We start from the raw sequence: 2,797 nt of genomic DNA, 5'->3' as shown, positions 1-2,797 counted from the left end.
CGCCAAGATAGGCCACCCGGATATTAACCACTTCCAATTCAATTTCTGGAAAAGCCTGTTTTTTTATCGTAAAAACAGCTGCTATACCTGCAACTAAAATAATCGCCATTAACAAATTTGCTGCGACGCTATTGCGGGCAAACCAGGCAATAATACCTTTGTTGGTATCCATGTTACTGCCCCTCCGCTTGCTTCACCGCCCCAGCGGCATCGGCCAGTTGCGAAGGTTCAGAAGGTTGTTTTGCATCGTTTTCAGCAGAACTGTCCCCGGCAACGCGCACCACGGTGCCTGCCAGCGGGTTAGAAATGGCAGATAACGCCAGTTGATCACTACTCTCCAATCCATTGCTAATGTACGCAGCCTCAGCTGTCGCCCGGTCTACCGTTACCTGACGAAATTGCAAGGTGTTGTCTTTATCCACCACCAGCACTTTATCGCCCGGCAATAGCAAATGGCGGGCAATTTTAACTACCTGCTCGGCTTGGGTACCCGTGATCGTTGCCGCGACAAAACGGCCAAAATTCAGAACAGGTTGCGTTTGATTACGGCGCTGGTAAGGATCAGCCACTTCCGCGACCACATAAATAACCCGGCTGCGCTCATCCAGGATCCCTTCTGTACGAACCAGTTTTGCTGACCAGTTTATTTGCTCTCCGGCAACGTTACTGCTAAGCGTTACCTGATTATTGTCAGTCGTAACTGCGCTGGACGCCATGGCCCCCGGCATGGCCAAAAATGCCATATCGGTATCGGTCAGTGGCAAGCGAATTTCAGCAACGTCAGTGCCGACAATGGCACCCAGTGCGGTGCCCCGGCTGATAAACTGGCCCAGATTTGCAGCCCTGGCCCGCACCATGCCATCATAAGGCGCCCGGATTTCAGTGCGGGCTAAATCACGATTTGCCCGCTCCAGCTCTGCTTCTGCTGATTGCACACTTGCCAAAGCACTGGCCAGTTGCGGCTGGCGCAAACCCAGCGCGGGCGCATTACCATCGGTAAAGGAACGCCACTCTTCCTCTGCTACTTTAACCCGGGCTTTTTCTTCAGCCAGCATCGCCTGTGCATTGGCCAGCGCCGCCTGAGCCGCCTTAACATTGGTGAGGTAGTCACTTTGCTCTACTTTTACCAGCAGGTCTCCTTTATTAAAAAAACCACCTGCCACAAATTCATCGGCTACCGCTACCACCCGGCCATTCACTTCTGAAATCAGGCTGGTTTCAAGCTTAGGCGTTACCATACCCTGCGAGCTGATTTGATAAACAATGTTATCAGCACTAATGGCCGCAGTATTAACCAGAATCGCTGGCCTGCTTTCTTCACTTTTCTGAGGGGGTTGGCGCATCTTGCCTAAACCCACTGCCGCCACAACAGCGACGACAACGACCACTACCGGAAGAATTACTTTTACAAAAAAAGAGGACATGACTTACCTACCTGTCAAATTAACTTTCTACATCATAAGCGCTATGCCGTTAAATGTATGTCCGCGACTGTTAATGATTGTATCCTGCCCGTGCGGTAATTCGTTACGTCATCGCCAAAATCAGGTTTAGCTAAAACCGGGTCGTATTGTCTAAGGCCTGTATTAGCAAGGGGTAATAACATTTTACAGGCTCCAGATGCAGTTAACGCAAGCCTGAACCCACTCCGGGGCCATTGACGCTTCGTAATATTTTGTTACAAACCACAAAATTTAAACACGCGTTTAAATGGCAGTTATAACCCTACAACTTAAAGTTATTTGCCCAGCGGCCAACCCTGATTTATGGTAGTTACGGTGATCAGACTGGTCATTTTTAAGTCATATAGCGCAGGTAGTATTTTTGCCAGTATTCACTATCGCACCAGCACTATGCTAAAGCAGGCTGTCAGTGCAGTCAGATTGAGGGAAGCAACATGAGTATCACCAAACAATATTTAAAGACTAAACCAGTATGTAAAGTCACATTTAAAATAACTGCTGAACAATTAGCCGGAGCCGAGTCTGTTGCCTTGCTTGGTGAGTTTAATAATTGGGATCCGGCCGCACTACCCATGAAAAAAAGTAAAAAAGGTGATTTCAGCGCCAGCTTAACCCTGGAAAACAACCAGGAATATCAGTTCCGCTATCTGGTTAATGGCGGCACCTGGTTAAACGATGACGCAGCAGACGCGTACTTGCCGTCACCGTTATCTTACGATCACAATTCGGTAATTCGATTGTAATACCCGGCTTAACGGGGTGCAGCCAATGCTGTTCGGTTTGCACCCTTTAGTAAGCTTGCGGCGTTAACACTGCTCCAGGATCAGGCAGCCAACTGAGTAGCCAGCACCAAATGAACATAACACGGCTTTATCGCCCTTGTGTAAGCCTGTTTTGTACTTGTGAAACGCGATAATTGAGCCGGCAGAAGCGGTGTTAGCATAACTGTCGAGTACCAACGGTGCTTCTTCTGGCAAAGGATCACGACCCAGAATTTTCTTTGCCGCAAAAATATTCATATTAATATTTGCCTGATGCAGCCACAGCCGTTTTAGCTGATCCGGGCTGATAGCAAGGCTTGCCATTTCACTCTGAATCACATCGGCAACAATCGGCAGTAACTCTTTAAACACTTTGCGCCCTTGCTGCTTAAAAAACGGAACCTTAGGGTCAGTATCGCTAAAACAATGCTCGGTGTAGCCAATATCACAACGGATATTGTTTGAAAAACTGGTTTGCAGCCGCATACCCAGAATGGCAAAAGCCTGGTCTGACGTGCAACTGCCTTGTGCTTCAATGATGGTGGCGGTACAGACATCACCAAAAATAAAATG

Annotated in this window: 3 protein-coding genes; 1 reads left to right on the top strand and 2 read right to left on the bottom strand. The window is 48.3% G+C overall.

What is annotated here, in order from left to right:
- Positions 1 to 173: 173 nt before the first annotated feature.
- Positions 174 to 1,424 (bottom strand): efflux RND transporter periplasmic adaptor subunit, encoded by a 1,251-nt coding sequence (locus tag ABY802_RS16475; protein WP_372628206.1) that lies wholly within the window; start codon positions 1,422 to 1,424, stop codon positions 174 to 176.
- A gap of 473 nt (positions 1,425 to 1,897) precedes the next feature.
- Between ABY802_RS16475 and ABY802_RS16470 the strand changes: the two genes are divergently transcribed.
- Positions 1,898 to 2,206 (top strand): isoamylase early set domain-containing protein, encoded by a 309-nt coding sequence (locus ABY802_RS16470; protein WP_372628205.1) that lies wholly within the window; start codon positions 1,898 to 1,900, stop codon positions 2,204 to 2,206.
- Positions 2,207 to 2,269: 63 nt separating this feature from the next.
- Here the strand turns inward: ABY802_RS16470 and ABY802_RS16465 are convergent.
- Positions 2,270 to 2,797: 3-oxoacyl-[acyl-carrier-protein] synthase III C-terminal domain-containing protein (locus tag ABY802_RS16465; protein WP_372628204.1), on the bottom strand; the 528-nt coding region annotated here is incomplete at its 5' end.

Source organism: Arsukibacterium sp. (assembly GCF_041616895.1).
Classification (GTDB): Bacteria; Pseudomonadota; Gammaproteobacteria; order Enterobacterales; family Alteromonadaceae; genus Alishewanella.
This window is presented reverse-complemented; position numbering and strand designations above follow the sequence as displayed.

Bases quoted from the DNA above. Each gene is read 5' to 3' on its own strand.
- ABY802_RS16470 (WP_372628205.1), top strand. From the start codon at position 1,898: ATGAGTATCACCAAACAATATTTAAAGACTAAACCAGTATGTAAAGTC.
- ABY802_RS16475 (WP_372628206.1), bottom strand. From the start codon at position 1,424: ATGTCCTCTTTTTTTGTAAAAGTAATTCTTCCGGTAGTGGTCGTTGTC.